Origin of the sequence: Mycetocola sp. 2940, assembly GCF_040548835.1 — a bacterium.
In the GTDB taxonomy this organism is placed as follows: domain Bacteria; phylum Actinomycetota; class Actinomycetes; order Actinomycetales; family Microbacteriaceae; genus Mycetocola_A.
Map to the genome: position 1 here is coordinate 22,231 of NZ_JBEPSK010000017.1, position 25,960 is coordinate 48,190.

18 protein-coding genes, 2 tRNA genes and 1 pseudogene are annotated in these 25,960 nt (G+C 67.9%); 10 read left to right on the plus strand and 11 right to left on the minus strand.

What is annotated here, in order from left to right; translation table 11 throughout:
- Positions 1–133: 133 nt before the first annotated feature.
- The 4 genes from ABIE24_RS15840 to ABIE24_RS15855 all read right to left on the minus strand — a co-directional run bounded on the left by ABIE24_RS15840 (position 134) and on the right by ABIE24_RS15855 (position 3,148).
- Complete coding sequence (locus tag ABIE24_RS15840) at positions 134–835, minus strand: ATP-dependent Clp protease proteolytic subunit (protein ID WP_354501383.1); 702 nt, start codon at positions 833–835, stop codon at positions 134–136.
- Positions 836–864: 29 nt separating this feature from the next.
- Positions 865–1,452 (minus strand): ATP-dependent Clp protease proteolytic subunit, encoded by a 588-nt coding sequence (locus ABIE24_RS15845; protein ID WP_354501385.1) that lies wholly within the window; start codon positions 1,450–1,452, stop codon positions 865–867.
- A 158-nt stretch (positions 1,453–1,610) separates the two neighbouring features.
- Positions 1,611–3,017 (minus strand): trigger factor, encoded by a 1,407-nt coding sequence (gene tig, locus ABIE24_RS15850; RefSeq protein WP_354501387.1) that lies wholly within the window; start codon positions 3,015–3,017, stop codon positions 1,611–1,613.
- Positions 3,018–3,074: 57 nt separating this feature from the next.
- Positions 3,075–3,148, minus strand: a tRNA-Pro gene (locus ABIE24_RS15855).
- A 166-nt stretch (positions 3,149–3,314) separates the two neighbouring features.
- On the opposite strand from ABIE24_RS15855, the gene ABIE24_RS15860 reads away from it, so the two are divergent.
- Positions 3,315–3,388 (plus strand) — tRNA-Gly (locus ABIE24_RS15860).
- A 38-nt stretch (positions 3,389–3,426) separates the two neighbouring features.
- Positions 3,427–3,612: a hypothetical protein gene (locus tag ABIE24_RS15865; protein ID WP_354501389.1), complete on the plus strand. Its 186-nt coding sequence runs from the start codon at positions 3,427–3,429 to the stop codon at positions 3,610–3,612.
- A gap of 5 nt (positions 3,613–3,617) precedes the next feature.
- Here ABIE24_RS15865 and ABIE24_RS15870 read toward each other — a convergent pair whose 3' ends face one another.
- A complete protein-coding gene (locus ABIE24_RS15870; protein WP_354501391.1) occupies positions 3,618–4,163 on the minus strand; it encodes a gamma carbonic anhydrase family protein in 546 nt (181 codons plus the stop codon).
- Positions 4,164–4,266: 103 nt separating this feature from the next.
- On the opposite strand from ABIE24_RS15870, the gene ABIE24_RS15875 reads away from it, so the two are divergent.
- Positions 4,267–8,118: an SCO7613 C-terminal domain-containing membrane protein gene (locus tag ABIE24_RS15875; RefSeq protein WP_354501393.1), complete on the plus strand. Its 3,852-nt coding sequence runs from the start codon at positions 4,267–4,269 to the stop codon at positions 8,116–8,118.
- 619 nt (positions 8,119–8,737) lie between these two features.
- On the opposite strand, the pseudogene ABIE24_RS15880 reads toward ABIE24_RS15875, so the two are convergent.
- Positions 8,738–8,983: pseudogene (locus tag ABIE24_RS15880) on the minus strand (response regulator transcription factor); the annotation flags it as partial.
- Positions 8,984–9,202: 219 nt separating this feature from the next.
- Between ABIE24_RS15880 and ABIE24_RS15885 the strand changes: the two are divergent.
- A complete protein-coding gene (locus tag ABIE24_RS15885; protein WP_354501395.1) occupies positions 9,203–9,688 on the plus strand; it encodes a Dps family protein in 486 nt (161 codons plus the stop codon).
- Positions 9,689–9,743: 55 nt separating this feature from the next.
- On the opposite strand, the gene ABIE24_RS15890 is transcribed toward ABIE24_RS15885, so the two are convergent.
- From ABIE24_RS15890 to ABIE24_RS15910, 5 genes are read right to left on the minus strand one after another with little or no spacing between them, the layout of a single operon-like run.
- Positions 9,744–11,255 (minus strand): amidohydrolase, encoded by a 1,512-nt coding sequence (locus ABIE24_RS15890; protein ID WP_354501397.1) that lies wholly within the window; start codon positions 11,253–11,255, stop codon positions 9,744–9,746.
- A complete protein-coding gene (locus ABIE24_RS15895) occupies positions 11,252–11,872 on the minus strand; it encodes an FMN-binding negative transcriptional regulator (RefSeq protein WP_354501399.1) in 621 nt (206 codons plus the stop codon). The genes ABIE24_RS15890 and ABIE24_RS15895 overlap by 4 nt, the downstream gene beginning before the upstream one ends.
- A 22-nt stretch (positions 11,873–11,894) precedes the next feature.
- On the minus strand, positions 11,895–12,890 hold the full coding sequence (locus ABIE24_RS15900; protein WP_354501401.1) for an Fpg/Nei family DNA glycosylase: 996 nt from the start codon (positions 12,888–12,890) through the stop codon (positions 11,895–11,897).
- 1 nt (position 12,891) lies between these two features.
- Entirely contained in the window at positions 12,892–13,395 is a 504-nt protein-coding gene (locus ABIE24_RS15905; protein ID WP_354501403.1) for a ribose-5-phosphate isomerase, read from the minus strand.
- A 45-nt stretch (positions 13,396–13,440) separates the two neighbouring features.
- Positions 13,441–14,067: a mycothiol-dependent nitroreductase Rv2466c family protein gene (locus ABIE24_RS15910; RefSeq protein WP_354501405.1), complete on the minus strand. Its 627-nt coding sequence runs from the start codon at positions 14,065–14,067 to the stop codon at positions 13,441–13,443.
- A gap of 139 nt (positions 14,068–14,206) precedes the next feature.
- Between ABIE24_RS15910 and pepN the strand changes: the two genes are divergently transcribed.
- The 6 genes from pepN (at position 14,207) to ABIE24_RS15940 (ending at position 25,955) form a co-directional block, all read left to right on the plus strand.
- A complete protein-coding gene (pepN, locus tag ABIE24_RS15915) occupies positions 14,207–16,753 on the plus strand; it encodes an aminopeptidase N (RefSeq protein WP_354501407.1) in 2,547 nt (848 codons plus the stop codon).
- A gap of 160 nt (positions 16,754–16,913) precedes the next feature.
- Positions 16,914–17,930: a mechanosensitive ion channel family protein gene (locus ABIE24_RS15920; RefSeq protein WP_354501409.1), complete on the plus strand. Its 1,017-nt coding sequence runs from the start codon at positions 16,914–16,916 to the stop codon at positions 17,928–17,930.
- Complete coding sequence (locus ABIE24_RS15925) at positions 17,927–18,319, plus strand: globin (RefSeq protein WP_354501411.1); 393 nt, start codon at positions 17,927–17,929, stop codon at positions 18,317–18,319. Before ABIE24_RS15920 ends, ABIE24_RS15925 begins: the two co-directional genes overlap by 4 nt.
- A 40-nt stretch (positions 18,320–18,359) precedes the next feature.
- Positions 18,360–21,203, plus strand: a complete 2,844-nt coding sequence (locus ABIE24_RS15930; protein WP_354501413.1) for an ATP-binding protein — start codon at positions 18,360–18,362, stop codon at positions 21,201–21,203.
- A 90-nt stretch (positions 21,204–21,293) separates the two neighbouring features.
- Positions 21,294–23,678, plus strand: coding sequence for a PEP/pyruvate-binding domain-containing protein (locus ABIE24_RS15935; protein ID WP_354501415.1), 2,385 nt, complete (start codon positions 21,294–21,296; stop codon positions 23,676–23,678).
- A 117-nt stretch (positions 23,679–23,795) separates the two neighbouring features.
- On the plus strand, positions 23,796–25,955 hold the full coding sequence (locus tag ABIE24_RS15940) for an elongation factor G-like protein EF-G2 (RefSeq protein ID WP_354501416.1): 2,160 nt from the start codon (positions 23,796–23,798) through the stop codon (positions 25,953–25,955).
- Positions 25,956–25,960: the final 5 nt, after the last annotated feature.

Below are 25,960 nucleotides of genomic sequence, written 5' to 3' on the forward strand. Positions count from 1 at the left end.
TACTTTGAGCCTAACCCGAACCGGAGACATCGCGACGCAAGCAGACTGCCGGGTGTCGAAAAAGCCGAGAATATGTCGTGGAAACGAAAACGGAGCCGGGGTTGCCCCGGCTCCGTCTTCTGTTTGTCCGCGGTCAGGACGCGATGGCGCCTGACGCGGTCTTGTTCAGCGTCGGCAGGTGCTTGCGGCTGGTCAGGACCTGGTCGATCAGGCCGTATTCCAGGGCCTGCTCCGCCGACAGGATCTTGTCGCGGTCGATGTCCTTGTTAACCTGTTCCTTGCTCCGGTTGGAGTGGGCTGACAGCGTCTCTTCGAGCCACACCCGCATCCGCAGGATCTCAGCGGCCTGGATCTCGATGTCGGATGCCTGCCCCTGGCCGGCCTCGCCGATGGCGGGCTGGTGGATGAGGATGCGGGCGTTCGGCAGCGCGAGCCGCTTGCCCGGCGTCCCGGCCGCGGTGAGCACGGCAGCAGCGGATGCCGCCTGGCCGAGCACGACGGTCTGGATGTGCGGGCGGATGTACTGCATCGTGTCGTAGATCGCGGTCATCGCGGTGAACGATCCACCGGGTGAGTTGATGTACATGACGATGTCGCGGTCCGGATCCATGCTCTCGAGAACGAGGAGCTGCGCCATGACGTCATCGGCGGAGGCGTCATCGACCTGCACGCCGAGGAAGATGATGCGGTCCTCGAACAGCTTGGCGTAGGGGTCCTGGCGCTTGTACCCGTAGGCGGTGCGCTCTTCGAAGCTCGGCAGGATGTAGCGGGAATTCGGCATGGCAGCCGCCGTAGCAGCGAAGTTGCCTGCGGCGCGGAAGGTCGGGGTTTCCATTTGTTCTGTCCTCTGAGTTTTCTCGACGCTTAGTTGGATTCGGTTCCGCCGCCACCGGAGACGTCAGTCGCCGATTCGCGGATGTGGTCGACGAACCCGTATTCGAGGGCTTCCTGCGCGCTGAACCAGCGGTCGCGGTCGCCGTCGGCGTTGATCTGCTCGACGGTCTTGCCGGTCTGTGCAGCGGTGATCTCGGCCAGGCGGCGCTTCATGTCGAGGATGAGCTGTGCCTGGGTCTGGATGTCACTCGACGTTCCACCGAATCCACCATGTGGCTGGTGGAGCAGGACGCGGGCGTTCGGGGTGATGTACCGCTTGCCCTTGGTGCCCGCTGTCAGCAGCAGCTGGCCCATCGAGGCAGCCATGCCGATGCCGACGGTGACGATGTCGTTCGGAACGAACTGCATGGTGTCATAGATCGCCATGCCCGCGGTGATCGAGCCACCGGGCGAGTTGATGTACAGGTAGATGTCCCGCTTGGAATCCTCGGCCGCGAGCAGCAACAGCTTCGCGGCGATCTCGTTCGCGTTCTCATCGCGGACCTCGGCGCCGAGCCAGATGATGCGATCCTTCAGCAGTCGGTCAAAAACACTGTTGGGCAGTGCCAGTTCGGCCATGTCGCGCTCCATTTCAGTTGTTGCGTGTAATCGAATCTATCGGAGCCCACGCACCGGAACTGCTCTGTTCGCCGTGGGCAGATATCGCGTCGCTCCGCGGTTAAACGACGGATGCCCCGGAGTCGTTCCCGGGGCATCCGTCGTGAGAAAAAGGAAACCTACTTTTCGGTCTTCTCGGTCTTCTTCGCCTTCTTGGGCTTCTCAGCCGGCGCGTCCTCGGCCGGAGCCTCAGCGGTCTCAGCCGGTGCGGCCTCGTCGGTTGCGGCATCGTCGGCGACAGCGTCGTCGTCGTCGGTCGGAACGAATCCGGTGAGGTCGACGGTCTTGCCTGCGGTGTCGACGACCTTGGTCTTCGCCAGCACGACGGCGAGGGCCTTGTTGCGGGCGACCTCTCCGACCATGGCAGGAATCTGGCCGTTCTCGTCGAGAACCTTGATGAACTCGCCCGGCTCCATGTTGTACTGCGCGGCACCCTGGATCAGGTACTGGGTCAGTTCGTCCTGGCTGACCTGGACGTTCTCGGCCTCAGCGATGGTGTCGAGGAGCATCTGCTGCTTGAAGGTGGCCTCGCTCGAGACGGTGACCTCGGCGCGGTGCTCGTCGTCTTCGAGACGGCCTTCGCCCTCGAGGTGACGGTGGACCTCGTCTTCGACGAGCTTCTCGGGAACGGGGATCTCAACCAGTTCGACGAGCTTCTCGAGCAGCTTGGTGCGGGCAGCGGTGCCCTGGCCGAAGGCCTTCTGGCGCGCGACCTGCTCCTTGAGGCTCTCGGTGAGTTCAGCGATGGTGTCGAACTCGCTGGCGATCTGGGCGAAGTCGTCGTCGGCCGCAGGCATTTCGCGTTCCTTGACGGCGCCGACCGTGACCGTGATCTCGGCGTTCTCGCCCTCGTGCTCGCCACCGAGCAGCGGTGCGCTGAAGGTGGTGACTTCACCGGCGGTCAGCGACTCGAGCGCCTCGTCGATGCCCTCGATCAGGTCGCCTGAGCCGACCTCGTAAGAGATGCCGGTCGCGTTGTCGACTTCTTCACCGTTGATCGTGGCGATGAGGTCGATCTGCACGAAGTCGCCGGTCGCCGCGGGGCGGTCGACGGTGACGAGGGTGCCGAAGCGGGTGCGGAGCTTGTCGAGTTCAGCCGTGACATCCTCGTCGGTGATTTCGGCTTCGTCGACCTCGATGGTGATGTCGTCGTAGGACGGCAGGGTGATCTCGGGACGCACATCGACCTCGATGGCAAGCTGCAGGTCTCCGGAGAAGTCCTTGTCGCTGGGCCACTCGACGATGTCGGCCTGGGGGCGACCGAGCGTGCGGATGCTGTGCTCTTCGACGGCGGCGCGGTAGAACCCGTCCAGGCCTTCGTTGACGGCGTGCTCGAGGACGGCACCCTTGCCCATGCGCTGGTCGATGATCGCCGGCGGAACCTTGCCCTTACGGAACCCGGGGATGTTGACCTGCTCGGCGATGTGGCCGTAGGCGTGGGTGATGCTCGGCTTCAGGTCTTCTGGCGTCACCGAAATGGCGAGCTTGACACGAGTGGGGCTGAGCTTTTCGACCGTGGATTTCACGTTGGTGTGTTCTCCTGTGTTGTGGATTTTTTCCTCGAGCTGAGGAGGACGGACTTGTCGGGGCGACAGGATTCGAACCTGCGACCTCCCGGTCCCAAACCGGGCGCTCTACCAAGCTGAGCTACGCCCCGGTAGATGACCTACCGGTGTGGACTCACACACCAATCGAGAAGGCGGTAATGGAAGGCCTCCGACAGTCTAATGCACGAGCGCTTGTAAAATTCCGCCCCGGCGGGCAGCTGCACATCCGACCTCGAAACGTGTACTACGATATTCGGGTGCCGGTCTTCCGGTCTCGGGGATGTAGCTCAATGGTAGAGCCTCAGTCTTCCAAACTGATCACGCGGGTTCGATTCCCGTCATCCCCTCCAGTTCCCCATTCCACACCTGGCGAGCCGAAGGCGAAGCGATGAAGATGCTCCGCCCGTACTCCCTCTGGACCACCGCCGGCGTCGCACTCTTCATCGTCGCCGGAATTCTCCTCGGCACCGGACGCTTCGGCGCCGGAGTCGGCCTGATGGCCGCATGCGCGGTCTGCCTCGGCACCGGGATGGCCTCGCACCGCCGGTGGATCCGCAGAAACGGCGCGGGGTAGCCAGGCTAGTCCGCGCTTTCGATCGACTCGCGGTGGTGCCGGGTGTGTTCGAGGTAGATCTCGGCGTTCCTGCGGATGCCGTCGACCTCGTCGTCGGTGAGCTCGCGTCGCACCTTTCCCGGCACGCCGGCGACCAGGGACCGCGGCGGGATCACCGCGCCGGCGAGCACGACGGCTCCCCCGGCGATGAGGCACTCGTCGCCGATCACGGCCCCGCTGAGGATGACGGATCCCATGCCGACGAGCACCGTGTCGCCGATGGTGCAGCCGTGCACGACAGCGTTGTGGCCGACCGACACGGAACGGCCGATGACCACGGGTGAGGCGGAGTCCACGTGCACGGCGACCCCGTCCTGGATGTTGCTGCCCTCACCGAGCTCGATCGAAGCGGAATCCCCGCGCAGGACGGCGTTGTACCAGACGCTCGACGCGTCTTTCAGGGTCACGTTCCCCACGATCCTGGCACCGGGAGCGACGAATGCTGTGTCTGCGATGACCGGGCCGTCGAGCCCGGTGAGTCGGATGATGCTCGCTGCGTTGTCAGTCGTCATTCCGCCACACTAGCGCTGCCGGATTTTCTCCACAGGCGCGATCTCTATCCCCCGAGTGGCCGAACGCCGCCCATACAGGAGGCCGCTCTGCCACAATCGGGCCATGTCATCGACCTCGGGCTACCCCGTCCCACCGGCACCAGCGAGCCCGCCCGGCGCTCCCGACACCTGGCCGCGCAGGCCGGAGTTCCTCACAGACACCACCCTGTGCCCTGGCTGTTTCTCCGACATCGCCATTGCTCCCCTGCCGACCGCGAACGACGGCTCCCCCGGCCCTGTCTGCACCCGGTGCGGCCTGGACCTCAGCGTCCCGGAGGCATCCGCGCTCCTCGAAGCGGGCAAGGCCGTCGTTCACGCGGAATTCCAGCGGCAGGGCCTTGTGGCCCGGATGCGCAGCGCCCAGGCCGAACAGGAACGCCGCGTTGCCCAGGCGCGCGCTGCAGCCGCGACACCAGCGCCGTCATACCAGCCGCAGGCTGCCACCCCGGCCCCGGTCTTCGCACAGCCGGCTGCTGCCTCTGCGACGCACAACCAGCAGTACCCTCCGGCCCCGTGGGCCTCCCCGGGTATGCCGGTCCAGCCCCCGTGGCCGCCGGCATCGACCGGGCAGCATCCCGCCAAACCGCGACGGTCCGGCATCCAGATCCTCATGCTGACGGTCGGCGTGATCCTCGTGTCGGTCATGGCGCTCTTCTTCGTCCTTCTGGCCTATTTCATTGCCAGCCTGGAGATTCGGTCGCTCCTCACCGGGGCCGCGAGCGTTGCCGTGTTCGGCGCGGCCGTGCTTCTCAACCGTCGCCGGTTGCAGGGCACCGCCGAGGGAATCGCTGCCCTTGCTGTCGTGCTCTTCCTCCTCGATCTGTGGATCATCCGGGCGAACGGCGTCTTCGGCTCGGGCGAGCTCGACGGCTGGTTGTACATGGGACTGTCCGTCGGCCTCCTGACCACTCTCCTTGCGCTCGGTGCGCGCACTATCCCGCTGCGCACCCTGTCGATGTCGGCGGTGATCCTCGGACCGGTTGCGCTCTTCGCCCTCGTCCAGGGGCTGCTCGCCGACGTCGACTTCGCGACCCGGCTGTGGACCGCTCTCGCTGCGGTCGGTTTCGCCTCACTCGTCTGGACCCGGATCCCCGGGCGGGTCGAGCGGACGCTCCTCCGCATCACCGGCATGGTCGCCACCGCCGTCGCGGGCGTCTGTGCGTTCGGCGCCTTCCCCGACCTCCCAGCCGGCGGGAGTATCGCGTTCGCCGTCCTCGCCGCGGTGTGGCTCTGCCTGCTGGCCGCCGCTCCCGTTGCTGAGACGGGCAGGGCGGACGCCGCGGCGCCGGTTCGCCTGGACGGCTGGGGAGCGCTCACCGCCATCGGCCTGGGCCTCGCCGCTGCCGGCGCCGGACTCTCCCTGTTCCTCTGGGGCCGAGTCGAAGACGCTGTGCTCTGGTTGCCGGCGACCGTGACCGCCGTGTCCGCGTTCGTTGTGAGCTCGCTGACGCGCATCCCGGGGATGGGCCGGCTGGTTCCTGCGCTCCGCCTCGCCGCCCTCATCCCGCTCGGACTCGCCGGGTTGGCATCCGGTCCGGCGCTCGCTCTCTCGCTCGCGACCTGCGCCTGGGGCGCGACGACGATGCCGTTCAGCGTGGCGGCGTTCGGGAGTCCCCCGGACCCGCTGTTCTCGCTTAGTTTCGAGCCCCCGCTCGCCCTCCTCCTCGTTGCCGGGATCGCGCTTGCGACGCTCGCAACGCTCAGACTGGCGGCCCGGTTGAGCTGGATTCCCGTCGGCGTGGGCAGCCTGGGCCTCATCGCCGCCAGCGCGTCGATCGGCCAGCCCGTCACATCCGCTCTCTGTCTCGGCTTGCTTGCGGCGGCATCGCTCGCCGCCATCGTGGTCCTTCCGTCTGGGTCACTGCGGATTGCGCTGGGCAGCGCGTTCGCCGTGGCGGTGTTCGTGTTCAGCACGATCGGCCTGACGAGCACAGCCACGTTCCCGGTGACCGCGCTGGCGTCACTGGCCCTGCTGGGCGCGGCACGGCAGGTGCTGGCCCGGACGGCTGCTCCATCGGCGGGCGGGCTGGTCCCGGTGGCGACCGGGCTGGCGGCGATCGCGCTGATCTTCAGCGCGCGGATGGTCCCGGCCTGGTTCGAAGCGGTGACCGGGACCACGGCTCCGACCGGGTCGGCGGCACTGTGGATGGCACTGACCGCTCTCCTCGTCTGCGCCGTCATTCCGTTCGCCCCCGGCCTGCTGACGCGGGCCGAGCTTGCCGTCCTCGGCGCGACCGCTGCGCTCGCGGCCGGGATCGGCCTGGTCGAACTCGTCGGCCTGGGCAGTCCGGTGCCGCTGCTCTCGGCGTTGATCGCGGCAGCTGTGGCCGGGATGGCATGGCAGCTCAACGACCGTGTCGCCGACTGGCCGGAACGCTTTGTGGCCGCCGCGGTCACACCGGTCGCCATTCTGTGGGCGGCCGAGATCGCCTGGACGAATTTCGGGCCGACAGGTCCATCAGGCACGGGGCAGGCCGACACGACGGGTGTCGTTCTCGGTGCCACGGTCGTTCTCCTCGCCGCGCTCGGCCTCGTCCTGTTCCGCCGGCGTGGTCCGGGCACCTCTCCCGCCCGCTTCGCCTGGGACGGTGCCCTGGCGATCGGGGCGGCACTCGTTCTTGTCTCGGTATGGGTGCGCCCCGAGTTGGGCTGGCTCACGCTTCTCCTGCTCGCGGTGAGCGCCCTGCTCGTCGGGAGCGGCGAAGGAGGCATCGTCTCGGGCACCTCGCCGAGACGCCATCTTGCCTGGCTCGGGTTCCCGCTGGCCGTGGCCGGACTCTGGCTCGGACTCGCGCGCGCCGACGCCACCGTCATCGAGCTCTACACCCTGCCGGTCGCCGGGCTCCTGCTTGCCATCCTCGGAATCACCCTGGCGCGCCGACCCGTTCGCGGTGCGCGGGCGGAACCGGGGCGCTCGGCTCTTCTCGCCGCAGCACTCGTCGTGGGTCTTGTCCCGAGCGCGATCGCCGCCACCGGCGCGGAGCCGCTGCGGGCCGGAATCGTGCTCGGAGCATCCGCCCTCCTCATCGGAGTGGGTACGCTCGCGCCCCCGGTGTTCCGCGGCATGTGGCTCAGTTCCGTGCTCTGGACCGCCGGCGTCGCGGGCGCGACGATCGCGGGTCTGGGCCGGGCCTTGCTCAACCCGGACGGGGACAGCATTCCGTTCGAGATCTGGTCCGGGTCCGCTGCTCTTCTTCTTCTCGGAGCGGGGCTGCTCTGGTACCGCACGGGCGACGTTCCCGGGGTTCTCGCGGCGGTCGCGGTCACGGCATCCGTTGTCGTTCTCTCCGTGCCGACGCTTGCCGTTCTCCTCACCTCCGGGGTTGAAGCGTGGCGTGGGTTCCTGGTGCTCGCCGTGGCGTGCGGGTTCGTGGTCGCGGCATCCGTTCGCGACGAGTTCGCACCCGTGCTCCGTTGGGTGTCGATCGCCTGCGCCCTCGTTCTCGCCGGCGCGCTCGTGGCCACCGGCACGGCCGACCCGTTCGAACTGGCGACGGTACCGGTCGCGAGCGCTCTGATCGTCGGCGGCGGCATCCGCCTCACCCGGAACGGCCGACGCGGCTCCTGGACGGAACTCGGCCCCGGGCTCCTCGTCCTCCTGCTGCCCTCGCTGCTCGCGGACTTCGGCGTCGCCAACGAGCTGTGGCGGGTCGTCGGCCTCGGGGTCGTTGCGCTTGCCGTCTTCGGCGCCGGCCTCGCATTGAAGCTGCAGGCGCCGACGCTGCTCGGCGCGGGTGTTGTCGTCGTGCATGCCCTCGCGCAGCTGTGGCCGTGGATCTCGGGCCTGTACGGCAGCGTGCCGTGGTGGCTCTGGGCCGGGATCGGGGGCATCGTGCTCATCGTGCTGGCGGCGACCTACGAGAGCCGGATCCGCGACCTCAAGGCGGCGGCCCGCGGGGTTTCGTCGCTGCGCTGACGCTCCCCCGCATCGATGGGCCCAGACGGGGCGCCGCGCCCGCCGATCGGGCCCCAATGGCTGCTCCCGCTTTCGACTGGGCCGCAACGGCGGTTCAGCGCACGAGCGAGCAACCCTTTCGGCCCACTCGGCCACGGCGGCGCGCTCGAGTCACCACAAACTGCCGTTGCCCACCTCGAGTCCCCACAATTTGCTGCCCGCGGATGCCACGGCGAACGTTTCGTGGCGATTCGACAGCTCCGCGGGCACAGACGAGGCCCCGCGCCCGTCGATCGGACCCAAATGGCGGTCGCCGCGATCGACTGGGCCGCAACGGCGGTTCAGCGCACGAGCGAGCAACCCTTTCCGCCCACTCAGCCACGGCCGCGCGCTCGAGTCGCCACAAACTGCGGTTGCCCACCTCGAGTTCCCACAACCTGCTGCCCGCGGATACCACGGCGAACGTTTCGTGGTGATTCGGGAGCACTGAGGACCACGCGGCGCGCGGAGAAGCGCAACCGAGCGCAATGCGCCTGGCGATCGGGCCCACATGGCTGCTCCCGCGATCGACTGAGCCGCAACGGCGGTTCAGCGCACGAGCGAGCAACCCTTTCGGCCCACTCGGCCACGGCGGCGCCCTTCAGGACCGCAGGTAGCGCAGCACCGCAAGCACGCGGCGGTGATCCGACGCGGACGCCTCGAGGCCCAGTTTCAAGAAGATCGAGGTCACGTTCTTCTCCACCGCGCCGACACCGACCACCAGCCGCCGCGCGATGCCCGCGTTCGTGACTCCTTCAGCCATCAGCTGCAGCACCTCGCTCTCGCGCGGAGTGAGGAACGCGAGCGGATCCCGCCGCTGGGCGAGTAACTGGTGCACCACCTGGGGCCGCGGTCGGCGGGTCGAAACAACGGGGACAGAAGAAGACATGTACCCAGCCTCGCGACCGCGCCACCCGGGTAACATGAGGCATTCTCCCCAACCTGCACGGGGGAAAACCCCCGGGTCGGACGAAGTTAGACGAGCCTTCGCTTCCTTGCGCATTGCGTGCAGCTGAGTAGCGTTGTCTCCAACAGCGCACCACGCGCACAGCGAAGGGGAACCCTCATGACAGACATCACCACCGTTTCATCCACCTCCGTCAGCCCCGACGTCGCGGCGGGAGTCGCCCAGTTCCTGAGCCCGGTCGTCATCGACCTGACCGCCCTCGTCGTGAACGGCAAGCAGGCCCACTGGCACGTTCGCGGAGCCAACTTCGTCGGGGTCCACGAACTCCTTGACATCATCGTCGACCACGCCCAGGACTGGGCAGACACCGCCGCTGAGCGCATCGTCGCCCTCGGGCTCCCGGTCGACGCGCGACTGGCCACGGTCGCTGCCAAGACGACGACGGGCGAGCTGACCGCCGGGTTCCAGCAGTCGGGCACCACCATCGCCGAGTTCGTCGCCCAGATCGACGCCGCACTCACCTCGATCAAAACCGCCGTCGACGAACTCGACGCGATCGACCTCACCAGCCAGGATATCGCCATCGAGATCGCCCGCGGCCTCGAGAAGGACCGCTGGTTCCTCGTCGCGCACGTCTCGAAGTAAGCACGCCACGTCGAAGGAGGGTCGCCCGGAAGGGCGGCCCTCCTTCGTCGTTCGGTCAGAGCGTGCTGAAGGTGTCCCGGCCGTTGAGGACCGTCGCGGCCACCGGCATCCGCCGCAGGTCGTCGGGGCTGGCCGCAAAAGGGTCCCTGTCGACGAGGACGAGGTCGGCGACCTGGCCGGCCCGGAGGGTCGCGCCCCGTGTCGACGCGGCGATCGCCTCAGCGACAGAAATCGACTGCTCCGGATGCCACGGCGCACGGTTGTCGCGCGACCGGCCCACGGCGGCCGAGATCGCCAGCCATGGATCGAGTGGGGCGACGGGAGCGTCCGAGCCCAGGGCGAGCGTCCCTCCGGCGTCGAGGATACTCCGCAGGGGAAACGCGCGATCGGTGCGACCGGCCCAATAATGCTCGGCGACGTCACGATCGTCCATGGCGTGTTCGGGTTGCACGCTCGCTGTCACGCCCAGCGCGGCGAACCGGCCGATGTCGTCGGCGGAAAGCAACTGGGCATGCTCGACCGAGCCCCGGGACCCGGTGGCGGCGAACGCGTCGAGGACGTGGGTGTTGGCCTGGTCCCCGATGGCGTGGATCGCGGATTCGAGGCCGGCCTGCCGGGCGCGGGACATCAGGGCGGTGAGCTCGTCGGGCGGAACCGTGAGGACTCCGTGGGAGTGTTCGGTTCCGCCCAACCCGGGATACGGGTCGACGCAGTACGCGGTGCGGGTGTTGAGCGACCCGTCGGTGATCACTTTGAGGGAACCGACTTCGAGCAGCCCGTGGGTGTGCGGCAGGACCTGGCCGGTCCGCAGCCGTTCGGCAATCGCCCGGTCGAGGTCGTGCGGGTAGATGCCGAAGCGGGTGCGCAGCGACAGGATGCCTGCGGCGATGCGTCTCGTCCACGAGTCGAGGTTCCACGCCATCTCGAAGTCGACGACGCCGACGACCCCACGGGCAGCGGCCGCCTCGGCGGCATCGCGTACCCAGCCGTCGACGACCGCGTCGGGGGCAGCGTCGATGCTGCGATGCACCGCGAACGCGTCCTCCTCACGAAGGAGCCCGGTCTCGTGGCCGTCGTGTCCATACCGGCGGAGCGCAGCAGTGTTCAGCCAGACACAGTGGAGGTCGCCGGCGATGAGGATCACCGGCTGGCCGTGCGACACGCGGTCGAAAGCGGCGAGGTCGGCGGTATCCGGCCAGAGCGCGTCCCGGAACCCGAAGCCGACGGCCGACTCGTCGGCGGACGCGCCTGAGGCCGTGGTCGCGTCGACGACAGCGAGCGCCTCGGCCGCCGTCCTCGTGCCGGACAGATCGAACCGGCGCGACGTCTGCGCCCACTGAGTGAAGTGCACATGCGAATCCCAGAGCCCGGGCAGGACCCACCGCCCGGCTGCGTCCGTGGTCGCGCCATCGGCCGGCCTGCTGCCGGACGGCCGAAGCTCGGCGATGATCCCGTCCTCGAGCACAATGTCGACGGGCCGGGCGTCGACCCCGGCGAGGCGCACCTCAGTGAAGGTGCGGCGGATGCCGGAACCCGGACGGGCGGCGCGGAGCCGGAATTCGCTCACCGGCGGGCCCGGCGCATCTCGGCGGCGAGGGCGGGGTTGGGGTACTCGGAGCCGTTCTCCAGCTGGTCGATGATCCGGTCGACGGTTTCGGCCGGGCGGTTCTGGCTGAGCTTGCGCTTCGCGGTGACGCGGGTCGGGGTCAGTCGGAACCCGACGGTGCCGCTGCTGATGCGGCGGGCATATTCGGCGTTCGCCGGCGTTCCCTCCATCAGGCGGGGCTCTGGCATCCGGTTCTCGAAGTGTTCGACCAGTTGCCCGAGGACCCGGTAGTTCTCCTCATCGCTGAGGATCTCGGGCACGCCGCGCAGGTGAGCGACAACGAAGTTCCAGGTCGGCACGGCCGGTGCATCGTCATACCAGCCCGGTGAGATATAGCCGTGCGGTCCCTGCACGACGACGAGCAGTTCGTGGGATTCGAGTTCGTGGATCGCTTCGTCCGGGCGGCCGACGTGGCCGAGGATGGTCAGGTCGTCGCGGTCGGGGTCGAGCACCACGGCATAGTGGGATGCCACGAGCCCGTCAGCGGTGTCGCTCACGAGGGTGACCCACGGGTTCAGGTCGATCAGGCGACGGAGCTCGGGAATGTCGCCGAGAACGAAGCTGGGATTCTGTCTCATCGGGTCCTTCTCGATGTCGGGTTCAGCTCTGGCAGACCGGGCACCAGTACAGTTTTCGGGCGCCCATCTCTTCGAGCAGGATATGGGTTCCGCAGACCCGGCAGGGCAGGCCCTCGCGCTTGTAGACCCAGTGCCGGTCGTCGCGGTGCGCCATCGCCTTGCGGTAGTCCTCGCCGGAGAGATCGTCCATGGTCATCATCTGGCCGGTTTCGACGCCGATGCGGAGCAGCCGTGACCAGTCGCGCCAGATCGCACGCACCGTCTCCTCCGACACCAGTTTGCCCGGCGTGTGCGGGTTCACCCCGGCACGGAACAGCAGCTCCGCCCGGTAGACGTTGCCGATCCCGGAGACGACGGACTGGTCCATGAGAAGCAGGCCGATCGGGGTCGGCTTCCGGCGCACGACCGTGGTGAACCGGTCCTCGGCCGCGTCGCTGTCGTCGAGCAGCGGGTCAGGGCCGAGTTTCGCGATCACCTCACCGACGCGGGCGTCGTCGATGATCTCGCAGGCGGTCGGGCCGCGGAGGTCGGCGACCGCGTGTTCGGCGAGGAGCCTGACACGGACCGCACCCACCGGTTCGGGCGGGAACGTCTCCCACTCGGAGCCGGCGAGGCCCTTGGTCTGCTCGGACATCCGCACGCGGGTCTTCCGCGGTGCGCCGATCGAGCTCAGCGAGTTCTCACCCGCGTCGTCGAGGATCGCCGCCGCGAGGTCGGTGCCTCTCTGGTTCGTGTGACCCATCCGGCCGTTCGCCGACGCGATCGTGGCATCCTGGGTGATCTCCCCCGCGAAGTCCCAGGCCCCGTACATTCCGAGGTGGATACGCAGCCAGACACTGTCGTCGAAGTCGATGAACATCTGCTTGCCGACGGCTTTCACGTCGGTGACGGTGCGCCCGTCGAGAAGGGCGGCGCCCTCGACGAATCGGCCCTGCGGCGACGAGACGTTCACCCGGTGACCCTGGAAGTTCTGCCGGAACTGCCGTGCGATGCGATGGACGGAATGGCCCTCGGGCATGTCAGCCCCGTTCGGGAAGGGCGTCGACGCCCTTGCCCGCGATCGTGCCCGTCTCCTCGAACTCGGCGAGTTGCGCGATGCGCCGCACGTGACGCTCCTCAGCGCTGAACGGTTCGGCGATGAACGCGTCGATGAACGCGATCACGTCTTCGACCGGATGCTGGCGGGCACCGATCGAGATGACGTTGGCGTTGTTGTGGTCACGGGCGAGGACAGCCGTGCTGAGGTTCCAGACGAGGGCAGCGCGGATGCCACGCACCTTGTTCGCCGCGATCTGCTCACCGTTCCCCGACCCGCCGAACACCACACCGAGCGCCTCAACCCCGGCGGCCTGGTCGCGCACGACCGCGAGAGCGGCGTTGATGCAGAACGACGGGTAGTCGTCGAGCGCGTCGTACTCGGTCGGACCGTGGTCGACGACCTCGTGGCCGTTGTCGCGAAGGTGCTGCTGCAGGTGCTGGCTGAAGTCGAGGCCGGCGTGGTCGGTGGCGATGTGGATGCGCATGCTTCCATTCTGCCGTTTCCGGGCGTCACCGGCGCCCGGCCTGTGTCAGTTGAAGATCGGCCCGACGGTCCTGCTGCGCTTGATCTCAAAGAAACCCGGGTACGAGGCGACGGCGACCACACCGTCCCAGAGACGGGCGGCGTCCTCGCCCTGTGGTGAGGGTGAGATGACCGGGCCGAAGAAGGCGACGCCGTTCACCGCGATCACCGGCGTGCCGACGTCCTGGCCGACCCGGCCGATGCCGTCGAAGTGGCTCGCCCTCATCTGCGGGTCGTACGCATCGCTCAGCGAGTGTTCGGCGAATTCCGGCGGCAATCCCACCTCGGCGAGCGCCTGCACGATCACCGTGTCGGGGTCGGTCGACTCGCCCGGGTGGATCTGCGTGCCGAGCGCGTCGTACAGCGGCTTGACGATGACCTGGCCGAACTCCTCCTTCGCGGCGGCGACGAGGCGGGTGTAGCGGAGCGCGCGGGGAAAGAACGCGCGATAATCCTCACTGACATCCTGATCCTCGTTGAGCACGGCGAGGCTCATCACGTGCCAGGTGACATCGAGGTTGCGCAGCACAGCGACTTCATCGACCCAGCGGGAGGTCATCCAGGCCCACGGGCAGGAGGGGTCGAACCAGAAGTCGACGGCGGTCGGGACGGGAGTGGGGGTATCAGCGCTCATACTCCCAGCCAACCACGGAACCGCTCCCCCGCATTCCCGCAACCGTTCCGGCGGCGCGCGAAGGCGAAGGACTACGCTTGCAAGTCGGACACGATCCGACTCATTCGTACCGTCCCATTTCGCACAAAGGAGTTCAGCGTTGCCCGGAGAAAACCTCACCCGCGCCGAAGCACAGGAGCGGGCATCGCTCGTTTCCACCTCGAGCTACGAGATCGCGCTCGATCTCACGACCGGGCCGGAAACCTTCCGGTCGACCACGACCGTTCGCTTCACAGCCACGCCAGGCGCATCGACCTTCATCGACGCCATCACCCGCACGGTTCACGCTGTTACTCTCAACGGTGTCAGCCTCGACCCGGCGGTCGTGAGCGACGGCATCCGGATTTCCCTCGAGAACCTGCAGGCCGAGAACGAGCTCACCGTCGACGCCGACATGATCTACATGAACACCGGTGAGGGTCTGCACCGCTTCGTCGACCCGGTCGACGACGAGGTGTACCTGTACAGCCAGTTCGAGGTGCCCGACTCCCGCCGCATGTACGCGGTGTTCGAGCAGCCGGACCTCAAGGCGACGTTCCGGTTCACGGTGACCGCTCCCGCGCACTGGGACATCATCTCGAACGCCCCGACCCCGGAGCCTTCCGCCGCCGGGGCAGGCAGCAAGACCTGGGCCTTCGAGCCCACTCAGGTGATGTCGAGCTACATCACCTGCATCGTCGCCGGCCCGTACGAGTCGGTGCGCAGCGAACTGACCTCGAGCGACGGCCGGACGATCCCGCTCGGCGTGTTCTGCCGCAGGAGCCTCTCCCAGTACCTCGACGCCGACTACATCTTCGAGAAGACCCGGCAGGGCTTCGAGTACTTCGAGTCGAAGTTCGACTACCCGTACCCGTTCGAGAAGTACGACCAGCTGTTCGTGCCCGAGTACAACGCCGGGGCCATGGAACACGCCGGAGCCGTCACCTTCACCGAGGCGTACATCTTCCGCTCCAAGGTGACGGATGCCGTCAAGGAACGTCGCGTCGTCACGATCCTGCACGAGCTCGCCCACATGTGGTTCGGCGACCTCGTCACGATGAAGTGGTGGAACGACCTGTGGCTCAACGAGTCCTTCGCCGAGTGGGCGTCGACGATCGCCGTCGCCGAAGCCACCGAATGGACCGGGGCCTGGACGACGTTCAACGCCATGGAGAAGAGCTGGGCGTACCGTCAGGACCAGCTGCCGTCGACACACCCGATCGTCGCCACGATCAACGACCTCGAGGACGTCCAGGTCAACTTCGACGGCATCACCTACGCCAAGGGCGGGTCGGTGCTCAAGCAGCTCGTCGCCTGGGTCGGGATCGACGCCTTCTACGCCGGGGTCTCCGCCTATTTCAAGAAGCACGCGTGGGGAAACACCGAACTCGACGACCTCCTCACCGAGCTGGAGACGGCATCCGGCCGTGACCTCAGCGACTGGGGCAAGCTGTGGCTCGAGACGGCCGGGGTGAACACCCTCCGCCCGGAGATCACCGTGGACGAGTCCGGTGTGATCACCGCGTTCACCGTGCTGCAGAGCGCCATCGCCGAGTACCCGACGATCCGGCCGCACCGACTGGCGATCGGTTTCTACAACTCGGTGGACGGAAAGCTCGTGCGCGAACACCGTCTCGAACTGGATGTCGACGGCGAACGGACCGATGTGCCGGAACTGGTCGGACAGAAGCGCCCCGACCTTGTGCTCCTCAACGACGACGACCTCGCCTACGCCAAGATCCGGCTCGACGAGGCGTCTCTCACCGTAGCCACGGAGTCCCTCGCGACCATCGAGGACCCGCTCGCCCGATCGCTGGTCTGGGCGGCCGCGTGGGATGCCACCCGCGATGCCGAGACCCCGGCCCGGGAGTACGTGCGGCTGGTGCTCGGCAACATCGCGAGCGAGTCGGAGTCGACGACCATCCGCACGACTCTCACCCAGCTCGTGCTCGCCACGACCCAGTACACCGCCCCCGGCGCCCGTGAGGGCGTGCTCGTCGAGGTCGGCGACGCGCTGTGGCAGCTCGCGGAGGCCGCAGAACCCGGCTCGGACGCGCAGTTCCAGTTCGTGAAGTTCTTCGCCGGCGTCGCATCCACCGATGTGCACTTCGACATCATCCGCGGCCTGCGCTCCGGTGAGCTCGTCCTCGACTCTCTCACCGTCGACACCGATCTCGACTGGGAGCTCCTCACCGCCCTCACCGCCGGCGGCGTCGCAGGGAACGACGACGTCGACGCAGCCCTCGCCGACGACAACACCGCCAACGGTGCGAAGGCCGCAGCACTCGCCCGTGCCGCGATCCCGACGCTCGAAGCGAAACGCGCTGCGTGGGCATCCGTCGTCGACACCGACACGGCGCCGAACGCGATCGTGCAGTGGACCGGCATCGGATTCCAGCGGGCCCGCGACAAGGACGTCCTCGCGTCGTTCATCCCGGATTACTTCGGGATGCTGCAGCGCGTCTGGGATTCGCGGAGCTACAAGATCGCCGAGTATCTGGTGATGGGGCTGTACCCGGCGCCGCTGGCGAACGCGGAACTCCGCGACGCCACCGTGGCCTGGCTCGACGCCAACCCCGAGCCGCCCGCGCTCCGCCGGATCGTCGTCGAGAACCTCGCCGGCGTCGAGCGTGCGCTCAAGGCGCAGGAGCGCGACGGCCGGAACTAAACCCCGCGAGATGGTTGCGGGTCGCTGTCCCGTTCTGAAGATTGCCTGAGTCAGGGCTGCCGCCTTTCACGACGCTTCGCGTCGTGCCTGCAAACCATGCGACTCGCGTCGTTCGGCCGGTGCAGCATCCGCTCAGAACGTGCCCGGTAGACTTGAGGTAATGAATATGACTGACTTCTGGGCGAACGTTGAAGCCTTCTTCCTGTCGCCCCTCGGCACCCTTGTCTCCGTCGCGCTGATCATCGTCGGCGCCGTGATCGCAGCCTGGCTGATGCACTTCGTCATCCGCCGCATCGTGAACCAGATCGTCTCCGGGGTGAAGAAGAACCAGGGCGCTGAAGACACCCAGGCGCTCAACGTCTCACCGCTCGCCGCTGTGCGCCTCGTGCAGCGCACCCGCACCCTCGGTACGGTGCTCGGCAACATCGTCAACGTGACCGTCGTCATCGTCGCCATCGTGCTGATCGTGAACGAGATCAACGAGAACATCATCGGCTCGCTTGCGCTACTGACCGCGGCGCTCGGAGCGGGCCTCGGTTTCGGCGCCCAGAACATCGTCAAGGACGTGCTCAACGGGCTGTTCATGGTGATGGAGGATCAGCTCGGCGTCGGCGACGTCGTCGACCTCGGCCCGGCCACCGGCGTCGTCGAACGGGTCGGCATCCGCATCACCCAGGTGCGCGACGTCAACGGAACCCTCTGGTTCGTGCGCAACGGCGAGATCCTGCGCGTCGGCAACATGTCGCAGGGCTGGGCACGGGTCATCATCGACCTCGCCGTGCCGTACGACGCCGACGTCGAAGCGGTGCAGGACCGCATGATGGATGCCGCCTCCTCGCTCTCCCAGGACCCGAAGTGGCGCAGCCGCATCCTCGAGCGTCCCGAGCTCTGGGGCATCGAGTCCATCTCGGAGGAGGCCCTCGTGATCCGTCTCGTCGTAAAGACGCGTCCGCCGGCCAAGGACGACGTTGCCCGTGAACTCCGCGCCCGCCTGAAGGCGGCCACCGACGCCATGGGCATCCAGCTGCCCACCCTCAAGAGTGTGGTCCTCGAGGGCTTCGACGGTGCGGCATCCGTCACCGGCGCCCGTCCGCCGCGGACAAAACCGCTCAAAGTCGTCAACGAGGCACCGCACGCAGCGCGTAAGGCGCCGAAGAAAGCACCGGTCAAGCCGTGAGCGACCTTCTCTCCAGCACGTTCTACGCCGAGGTAGGCGGTCGCGCGACGTTCGAGAAACTGTGCGTTGAGTTCTACAAGGGTGTCGCCACCGACCCGGTGCTCAAACCGATGTATCCCGAAGACGACCTCGGTCCGGCGACCGAACGGCTCACGATGTTCCTCGAGCAGTACTGGGGCGGACCGGGGACGTACAGCGAGCAGCGCGGCCACCCCCGGCTGCGGATGCGGCACATGCCGTTCAAGGTCAACCCGGATGCCCGCGATCGCTGGTTGCTCCACATGCGCGCGGCGGTCGACACGCTCGGGCTGTCTCCGCTGCACGAAGCGACACTCTGGGACTACCTGGAGCGCGCCGCCCAGGCGATGGTGAACACCTTCGACGAGTAACCCGGTCGACGCCTGAGCGTCGTAGTGCGATCATTGCTCCATGCATGGCCTCCTCCAGGATTCGGAGCCCCAGCATCGCGAATTCTTCGTCGAGCGGGAGCACGAACTCGCCACGCTCTTAGCCGCCCTCGATGATGCCGCCGCCGGGCGGGGATCGTGTGCGCTCGTCACCGGCGAACTCGGGATAGGAAAGTCCCGGCTCTGCGCCGAGCTGGCCGAGGAAGCTGAGCGTCGCGGCTTCGCGACGCTGCAGGCCGTCGCCGACCCGCTGAGTTCCGGCGTCGCCCTGGCGCCCGTCGTCTCGGCGCTCACGGGTTTTGTCACCCGTCGCACTGGAGCGGCGAAGACGCCCCTGACGAAGCGATTGGGAACGCTCGGCGACCTGATCGCCCAGCCTCCGGCACCGGAAGGGCGAGCTGCCGACCTGACCACGGCGACGCTCTTTCACGCACTCGACGATCTCCTCGACGCCGTGACGCAGGCGGCGCCTGCGCTCCTCCTCCTGGACGACATCGAATTCCTCGACGAGATGACCTGCCGGGCGGTGCGGCACCTCGCCACCCGGGGCACCGGACGCCCGCTGCTGGTCGTTCTCGCCGGCCGGCCCCGCGCCGGTTCGGCGCTCGTCGTCGAACTGGCAGATCTCGTCGGCCAGAACGGTCACAGGATCGCCCTGCCGCGCCTGACCGAGAAGGGAATCGCGTCGGTGCTCTCGGCACCGGCGCGGACCGCCTCTGGCTCAACGCCGGACCGCGAGGTGCTGACGCGGGTCGCCGGGCTTCCGCTCTATGCCCGCGCGCTTGCGGAGGAGCCCGGGCGGAGCGTCGGCCGGCCGCCCGCCACCGTCGCCACGCGGATCGAGCGAGAGATCCGACGGCTGCCGCCGGACGAACGGAGCCTGTTCGACGTCCTCATGATCACGGCGACACCTGTGCCGTTCGACCTTCTTGCAGCAATGGGGCCCGCCGAGCCCCGGGACTGTTCGGCCGTGCTCCGACGCTTGATCGATCGTTTGCTCGTCGTCTCGGCTGACGGCTCCGACGACGAGCGATTCCGCCCGGCGCACCCGATGTACACGGAATGGGCGAACGCCGCGCTCCCCCTTCACGAACGTCGCCTCGTGCACGCCGCGATCGGGTGGGCGCTCGACGGGTCCGGCGACCTCGATGCTGCGGCCTCACACTTTCTCGCGGCGGGCCCGACGGCCAGCGGTCCCCGATACGTTCCACTGCTCCTCGAAGCGTCACGGTCCGCAGAAGCCGGAGGCTCCGACGACGACGTCGTGCGGTACCTGCAGCCGCTCGTCGACACGCCCTCGGTCTTTTCGTCCAGCTCCGAGCTTGCGACCTGCCTGGAAGATCTGGGACGGGCCTATCTTCGCGCCGGTGCGGTCCCGAAGGCCGAGGAGAGCTGGCGACGTGGAATGCGGGTAGCGATCGAGTGCAGCGACACGACCCGAGTCGAATCGATCCGATACCGCCTCGCCATGCTGCGGGTCCAGCAAGCAACGGTGCCGGAAACGATCACCGCCATCCAGGACGCGCCCCACGAGGACGAGGATCCGGCGGTGCGCGATCTGCGCGCGCTCGTGTGGAGTGCGCGATTCGGTGACGCGCGGCAGGTTCGCGCCTCGGCCGTGCGGCTGCTCGAAGCGACACGGCGCAGCGATTCCGCAGCGGCCCGGTGCGCGTCGGAACTCGGCCGCTGCGTGCTTGACCTTCTGGAGGGGGAGATTGAGGCGGCTCATCGGCATGCCCGGCGAGCCCTCGCCCTGGCGCGCACGACCCCGCACACCTTCCTCAACAGCTCATCGACGCGGATGTTGTCCCGGGTATCGGTGCTCGCAGGAGACCTCGACGGGGCGACGACGCTCGCGGAGGGCCAGCTCCGCGAGCTCGTGGAAGCTGGCCATGACTCCACGTCACTGAGAGTATGGATGGGTCTCCTTCGCTACTTCGCCGGGGACCTGACGGGGGCATCCGAGGCGGCGTCGATCGCGGCGGCGTCCGCAGCAGCTGCGGGAGCGGCGCGGGCCGGCGCCAGCGCCAGCACACTCGCGGCGCTGGTGGCGGCGGAACGGGGTCAGGGCGGCCGGATGCGTGCCAGCCTCGCGGATGTGCAGCGGACCTACCGCGACGGGATGAGGGTCGACCGTGGACTGGCCTCGTTCGCAGATGCGGCCCGTTCGACCCTCGCCTACCAGATGGGCGCGCCCGACCGGATTCCTGACCCCGGACCGGACACCTTCGACGGGTACCCGCCAGTGATGTGCCTGCGCCCACTGCTCGCGGGCCTCGCAGGAAGTGCGATGGCCCAGCCGGAGCGCACCCTGCGACAGGCGGCGTACCTCCGAACCCTCGGGCGGACCAGTCCTGTCTGCAGCGCATTCGCCCTGCGACTGGAGGGGCTCGCCGACACGACGGCAGGACGAACGGAGCATGGCGCCGAGCTGCTGCGGGAGGCCGCTGACCAGCTCGACCATCTCGGCATCCGTTTGCACGCGGCGCAAGCCGTTGTGGAATGGGGAGAGTCAGGAGCCGCCGGGAGTGCTACGGATGCCGTCGCCTTGATTGGGCGTGCCCTCGACACCTTCGAGGCACAGGGCGTGCGCTTCTGGGCAGACCGCGCCCGGGGGGTGGCGCGCTCACTCGGGCTGGAGCCGGCGCGGCCGCGCACCGGCTCTGCGTTGACGGCGAGGGAGCTCGAGGTAGCGGGTCTTGTCGCCCGCGGCCTGTCGAACGCCGCCATCGCCCGCCAACTGTTCCTCAGCGAACGAACAGTCGAGACGCACATGCGCCACATCTATGCCGCTCTCGGGCTGAGCACACGAGTGGAGATCGCCCGATGGCTCGACCTGGAGGATGCTCCGGCGCAGTCCCGCTGACAACTACGTGCTGGCGCCGGTGGGACCGGAACGGAAAATACGTGCCGGTGGGTATTCCGTCGATCGCCCGGGGGTCAGATCATCGATTCCATGAGAAACGTAGCCACACTTCAGCAACTGGGCGACGCTGATCCGGCCCGATGGGGAGCCAAGGCCGCCGTCCTCGGACAACTGACCGCGGGCGGACATGCCGTCCCGCCCGGAGTCGCGATCGAAGCATCCATCGGGGACATCACGACCGACGAGCTGGAACATCTTGTTCATGAAGCCGGGCGGTTGGGAGACGTGCCCCTCGCCGTGCGCTCGTCATCGGTGCTCGAGGATCTGCCCGACTCCGCCGCAGCAGGAAGATACACGACAGTGCTCGGCGTGCGTGGCGCAGCGGCTCTCCGCGCCGCCGTCCGTGAGTGCCTCGCCTCAGCGGACGGCGCACCCATGGCCGTCCTCGTGCAGGAACTCGTCGATGCCACGGCCGCCGGGGTCGCATTCAGCGCCAACCCGGTCACCGGCAACATGGCGGAAGCGCTCGTGAACGCAGTTCCCGGTCTGGGCGACCGCCTCGTCTCTGGTGAGGTCACCCCTGACGAGTGGGTCGTCACCGACGACAGAACGCACGTCGTCAACGACGAGGTCACGGCGATCACCCCGGCGCAGGCCCGGGAAGTCGCTTCGCTCGCGCGCCGGGTCGCCGAAGAGCGGGGCGCGCCGCAGGACATCGAGTGGGCCTTCGCCGGACGCCGGCTGTTCCTCCTCCAGGCGCGTCCGATCACGACCCTGATCGAACCCGTGCCCATCCCGATCGACGTTCCCGGTGGTTTCTGGATGCGCGAGGACATGCACTGGTCGGCTCCACCAACGCCCCTGAGCCTGTCGGTCCTCCACTTCACCCGCTACCTGCAGCGGATGACGGAGATCTACGGACTTCTCATCGACGTCAAGGCTCAGTCCATCGGCGGCTGGTGGTACATGTCGACCCCTCCGGTTGGGTCGTCGCCGGCACCGGGCGCCCAACCCCGCCCTGCTCCTCCCTCGTTGCTTATGCCGGTGCTGCTCGCGCTCGTCCCGGCAACACGTAAGCGGATGCGCACAGCACAGCGCAACGCGAATATCGATCTGCCCGCCAAGGTCATCCGACGTTATTACGAGGAAGTCCGCCCCCGGCAGCAGCAACGGCTCGCCGAATTGCGCGATGTGGACCTGCCTGGCCTGAACAATCATGAACTCGCTGACCATCTGTCAGCCTGCACCGACTTCATGGACGCATCGCTCTCGTTGCACTATGAGGTGGTCGTCGCCTGGTTCTCGACCTTGACCGAACTCGCCACTGTGAGCCGGGATCGGCTGGGCTGGGACTTCTCCACCGTCCTCCGGCTGCTGGCTGGCACGTCGGACGCGACCTCCGCTCCCGCCCGTGCTCTTGAACGGATCGCGCGCTCAGTCCGCGAGGGCAGATCGATGCCGGACGCCCTGTCGGAACTCCGCCAGGAGATCGGCCTGCGATGCATGACCATCGACCTCGCTGACCAGACGATCGCCGAGGTTCCCGGGTTGCTCGAGCAGCAACTCATCGACCAGCAGGACTACGACCCGGAGGCAGAAGCGAAGAGCCTCAGCGAGCAGCGTCAACGCATCATCGATGAGGCGCACCGGCGTCTGCGGGGTCGCGACCGCGTCGCCTTCGATCGAGCGCTCGACCGTGCTCTGCGCTCCTACCCGATGCGCGATGACAACGCATTCCACACCCTGGAGTCGCCCATGGCGCTCGTGCGGTATGCCGCGCTCGAGGTCGGCACGCGGATGACCCGGGACGGGTCGCTGGCGGCCGTCGACGACGTGTTCTACTGCGACATCGAGGACCTGCAGCGCTGGCTCTCCGGCGACAGAGACCCCGGGCTTCGGAGCCGGGTGCGGCGCCGTCGCGGAGAGCGGGTCTGGGCTCTCGCACATCGGGGGCCGGCCACGTACGGCCCGCACCCGGGTGAACCGCCGTCGATGCGGTGGCTGCCGAAGGGAGTCCGCGCACCGATGGAGTCCATCGCCTTCGTGCTCGGGCACGTTGCAGAACCCGATCTGAGCAGCAGGGAAGCCCCCGAAGAGGCTGGCACGCTCACCGGGATCGGCGCCTCAGCCGGAACGTACACCGGGCCGGCACGGATCGTCTTTTCAGAGGCTGATTTCCATCGCGTCCAGCGCGGAGACGTGCTTGTCTGCCCGACCACACGGCCGTCATGGGCGATCATCTTCCCCTCCCTCGGCGCACTGATCACGGATGCGGGAGGTTCGCTTGCCCACCCGGCGATCATCGCCAGGGAACACCGCATCCCCGCCGTCCTCGCCACCGGATGCTCCACGACTGTCCTCCGCGACGGCCAGATCGTCACGGTCGACGGCACAGCCGGAATCGTCCGGTACGACGATTCCGCGGGCCAGCCGACCACGGTGCCGCAGGAGGAGCGTGAGACCTCGTCGGCCTGAAACCTTCCGCCGCACCACGGGAAATCCCGGCTAATCACCGGCTGAGCCCTTGCCGTCTGCCGCCTCAGGGTGTCGAATCGAGTCAGATTGTGCGAACCGTGACGCAGGGAGTTCCTCATGTCGGCAAAGGGTACGAACGGCCCGGCGAAGGCCGCCGGCCGGTCCACGTCGGAGCGGGCGGACTCGTCTCCCGGCGTGTCGGCCACGCGTCCGGAGCAGATCCGCAACATCGCTCTCGTCGGCCGGTCAGGGTCAGGAAAAACAATGCTGACCGAAGCGCTCCTCGCCGCCACCGGCGTGATCACGCGGATCGGGTCGATCGTCGACGGCACGACGGTGAGCGACTCCGACCCGTCTGAGGTGCATCAGCAGCGTTCCGTCGCCCTGTCGGTGCTGCCCTTCGCGGTCGGCGAGGTCAAAGTGAACCTGCTGGACACACCCGGCTATTCGGATTTCATCGGCGACCTCCGGGCGGGGCTGAGGGCTGCGGATTCTGCCCTGTTCGTGGTCTCGGCGGTCGACGGGGTCGACGCCGCCACCACTGCCCTGTGGGGCGAATGCGAGACGGTCGGGATGCCACGCGCCGTCGTCATCAGCAGGATCGACCATCCGCGAGCCAACTACGAGGCGGTTCTGGCTGCCTGCCAGGCGGCATTCGGTAACGCCGTCCTTCCGCTGTACCTCCCGGTCCGAACGGGCGGGGCGATCACGGGGCTGCTCGGACTGCTGTCAGGAACCGTGTCCGACTACACGGCGGCCGGCCCCTCCCGCCGCCCGGCGACCGCCGGCGAACTCTCCGACGCTGAGGAGGCACGGGGCGCGCTGATCGAGGGCATCATCGCCGAGAGCGAGGACGAAACGCTCATGGACCGGTACCTCGGCGGCGAAGAGATCGACCTCGACACCCTGATCACCGACTTGGAAACCGCGGTGGTGGGCGGCTCGTTTTTCCCGGTGCTGCCGACGTCCGCTGAGACCGGCCTGGGCACCGCCGAACTGCTGGAGGTGATGACCGGCGCGTTTCCTTCCCCGGTGGAGCGCCAAATTCCGCCGGTGACGGACCTCCGCGGCAAGCCGGCAGGACAGCTGAACTGCGACCCGGCAGGTCCGCTCGTCGGCGAGGTGGTGCGCACCACCATCGACTCGTTCCTGGGACGCGTCGGACTGGTGCGCATCTTCTCCGGCACGCTGCGTGAGAACTCGAATATCCACGTCGGCGGGCACGGGCTGGCCGATCGGGGTCACCAGGACCACGACAGCGACGAACGGATCACCCATCTGCAGTCCCCGCTCGGGTCGACGCTGCGGGCGGTGCCCTACTGCGTTGCGGGCGACATCTGCGCGCTCACCAAACTGGCGACCGTCGAAACCGGCGATACCATCTCCGACCGGGAACGGCCGCTGCTGGTGGAAGCGTGGAACATGCCGGAGCCACTCATGCCGGTCGCCGTCCAGGGCGCATCGCACGCCGATGACGATGCACTGGCCCGCAGCATGGGCAAGGTCGCCGCGGTGGATCCCACCCTGCGCGTCGAACGCAACCCGGAGACCCACCAGCTGATCCTGTGGTGCATGGGCGAGGCGCACGCCGAGGTGGTGCTCGACCGGCTGCGGACGCAGGGGGTGAAGGTGCAGACGGTCGAGGTGATCACACCGCTGCGCGAGACGTTCGCCGCGCCGGCATCCGCCCGCGGGCGCTACGTCAAGCAATCCGGTGGTCACGGCCAGTACGCCATCTGCGAGATCGAAGTCGAGCCGCTCGAGCGCGGCGCTGGCTTCGAGTTCGTCAACAACGTCGTCGGCGGTGTGGTGCCTGGCCAATACATCGGGTCGGTGGAAAAGGGGGTACGGGAGCAGATGCACAAGGGAGTTTCGGCCGGCTTTCCTGTTGTCGACATCCGGGTGAGACTCGTCGGCGGCAAAGCCCACAGCGTCGACTCGTCGGATGCCGCGTTCCAGGCCGCGGGTGCGCTGGCACTGCGGGAGGCGGCATCCGCGTCACGTATCCAGCTGTTGGAGCCGGTCTCCGCGGTCACGATCAGCGTGCCGGACAGCCATGTCGGTGCGGTCATGACCGACCTGTCGTCCCGCCGGGGCCGTATGACCGGGACCTCCTCGGTCGGCGGCGACCGCACTGAGATCAGCGCGGAGATCCCCGATGCCGAACTCATCCGCTACGCGATCGAACTTCGGGCCCTGACGGCGGGCACCGGCGATTTCCGCCGCAGCTACCTGCGGCACGAGCCGGTTCCGACGAAGGCGGCCGTCACCGCCTGAAAACG